General features: G+C 65.9%; 1 protein-coding gene and 1 pseudogene. Both read left to right on the top strand.

Annotation, left to right across the window (positions count from 1 at the left end; translation table 11 throughout):
- A pseudogene (locus A612_RS16400) lies at window positions 1-566 on the top strand (TraI/MobA(P) family conjugative relaxase); the annotation flags it as partial.
- Complete coding sequence (locus tag A612_RS03665) at window positions 563-2,476, top strand: type IV secretory system conjugative DNA transfer family protein (RefSeq protein ID WP_019373230.1); 1,914 nt, start codon at window positions 563-565, stop codon at window positions 2,474-2,476. The pseudogene A612_RS16400 and the gene A612_RS03665, both read left to right, overlap by 4 nt.
- The last annotated feature ends 73 nt before the right edge of the window (window positions 2,477-2,549 follow it).

Below are 2,549 nucleotides of genomic sequence, written 5' to 3'. Positions count from 1 at the left end.
CAGCCGCCGGCCGAGGCGACCGCGCCGACGCCGGCCTTCACGCCGCCACCGTCCACCGGAAGCCCGACGTTGGACGCCTTGGAAGAAAACCGCCGCCCCAAAGCCAGCACCGTTTGCGAGCACTGTCCGAACTCGGTGTGGTTCGCATCGCCGGCGGAAGTGAAGTGCTATTGCCGCGTGATGTTCCTCGTCACGTGGAGCAGCAAGGAACCCAACCAGATCACGCACTGCGACGGGGAATTTCTCGGCCAGGAACAGGAGTAGGCCAGACGCCGCCGGGCGTCGCCGCCGCCGACAAGTACATCGCCGAACGCGAGGCAAAGCGCCTAAAAGGTTTCGATATACCGAAGCATTCCCGATATACTGCCGGTGATGGTGCGCTCACGTTCCAGGGCACCAGGACTATCGAGGGCCAGGCGCTGGCCCTCTTGAAACGAGGTGATGAGGTCATGGTTATGCCCATCGACCAGGCCACGGCCCGGCGCTTGACGCGCATCGCGGTCGGCGATGCCGTCTCGATCACCGCGAAAGGCTCCATCAAAACGTCGAAAGGAAGGAGCAGATGAAGATCAAGATGAACAACGCGGTAGGGCCGCAAGTCCGAACCGCCAAACCGAAGCCGAGCAAGCTGCTGCCGGTGCTGGGCGCGGCCTCGATGGTCGGCGGCCTCCAGGCCGCGACGCAGTTCTTCGCCCACACGTTCGCCTATCACGCGACCCTCGGCCCCAACGTGGGCCACGTGTACGCGCCCTGGTCGATCCTGCACTGGACGTACAAGTGGTACAGCCAGTACCCGGACGAGATCATGAAGGCCGGCAGCATGGGGATGCTGGTTTCGACCGTGGGCCTGCTGGGCGTGGCCGTGGCGAGGGTCGTCACGTCCAACAGCTCGAAGGCGAACGAGTACCTGCACGGCTCGGCCCGCTGGGCCGAGAAGAAGGACATTCAGGCGGCCGGCCTGCTGCCACGCGAGCGCAACGTCCTGGAGATCGTCACCGGCAAGGCCGCACCCACGGCTACCGGCGTGTACGTGGGCGGCTGGCAGGACAAGGACGGCAATTTCTTCTACCTGCGGCACAGCGGCCCCGAGCACGTGCTGACCTACGCGCCCACGCGCTCGGGCAAGGGCGTCGGCCTGGTGGTGCCCACGCTGCTGTCGTGGGGCGCGAGCAGCGTCATCACCGACTTGAAGGGCGAGTTGTGGGCCTTGACCGCCGGCTGGCGGCAGAAGCACGCCAAGAACAAGGTGCTGCGCTTCGAGCCGGCCAGCACCTCGGGCGGCGTCTGCTGGAATCCGCTGGACGAAATCCGCCTCGGCACCGAATACGAGGTGGGTGACGTGCAGAACCTTGCCACGCTGATCGTTGACCCGGACGGCAAGGGCCTGGACTCGCACTGGCAGAAGACCGCCTTCGCGCTCCTGGTCGGCGTGATCCTGCACGCGCTGTACAAGGCCAAGGACGATGGCGGCACCGCCACGCTGCCGTCCGTCGATGCGATGCTGGCCGACCCGAACCGGGACATTGGCGAGCTTTGGATGGAAATGGCGACCTACGGGCACGTAGACGGCCAGAACCATCACGCCATCGGCTCGGCGGCCCGCGACATGATGGATCGGCCCGAGGAAGAAGCCGGATCGGTGCTGTCCACGGCCAAGTCGTACCTGGCCCTGTACCGCGACCCCGTGGTGGCCCGCAACGTCAGCCGGTCGGACTTCCGCATCAAGCAGTTGATGCACGAGGACGACCCGGTAAGCCTCTACATCGTCACCCAGCCCAACGATAAGGCCCGCCTGCGGCCGCTGGTGCGCGTCATGGTGAACATGATCGTGCGCCTGCTGGCCGACAAGATGGACTTCGAGGGCGGCCGGCCGGTGGCGCACTACAAGCACCGGCTCTTGATGATGCTGGACGAGTTCCCGAGCCTCGGGAAGCTGGAGATCATGCAAGAGTCGCTGGCCTTCGTGGCCGGCTACGGCATCAAGTGCTACCTCATCTGCCAGGACATTAACCAGCTCAAGAGCCGCGAGACGGGCTACGGCCACGACGAAAGCATCACGTCGAACTGCCACGTGCAGAACGCCTACCCGCCCAACCGCGTCGAGACGGCCGAACACCTGTCCCGCCTCACCGGGCAGACCACCGTGGTGAAGGAGCAGATCACGACCAGCGGCCGCCGCACGGCGGCGATGCTGGGCCAGGTGTCGCGCACTTACCAGGAAGTGCAGCGGCCCTTGCTGACGCCCGACGAATGCCTGCGCATGCCGGGGCCAAAGAAGAACGCCCAGGGCGAGATCGAAGAAGCCGGCGACATGGTGATCTACGTCGCGGGCTACCCGGCGATCTACGGCAAGCAACCCCTGTACTTCAAAGACCCAGTGTTCTCGGCACGCGCCGCGATCCCTGCGCCCAAGGTCAGCGACCGCCTGCGCGCCGTCGCACAGGCCGAGACGGAAGGGGAGGGCATCACGATATGAGCCGCATCCTGAAACGTATCGCGGCAGGCGTCGTCATCGCGGGCGTGGCCGCCCTGCTGCTGGCCGCCGGCGG

The organism is Melaminivora alkalimesophila (genome assembly GCF_000282995.1).
GTDB classification, from domain to species: Bacteria; Pseudomonadota; Gammaproteobacteria; order Burkholderiales; family Burkholderiaceae_C; genus Melaminivora; species Melaminivora alkalimesophila.
The sequence above is the reverse complement of the archived record's forward strand: the minus strand, read 5'-3'. Positions and strand labels throughout refer to the sequence as shown.

Coding starts and splice junctions, on each gene's coding strand:
- A612_RS03665 (WP_019373230.1), top strand. CDS start 563: ATGAAGATCAAGATGAACAACGCGGTAGGGCCGCAAGTCCGAACCGCC.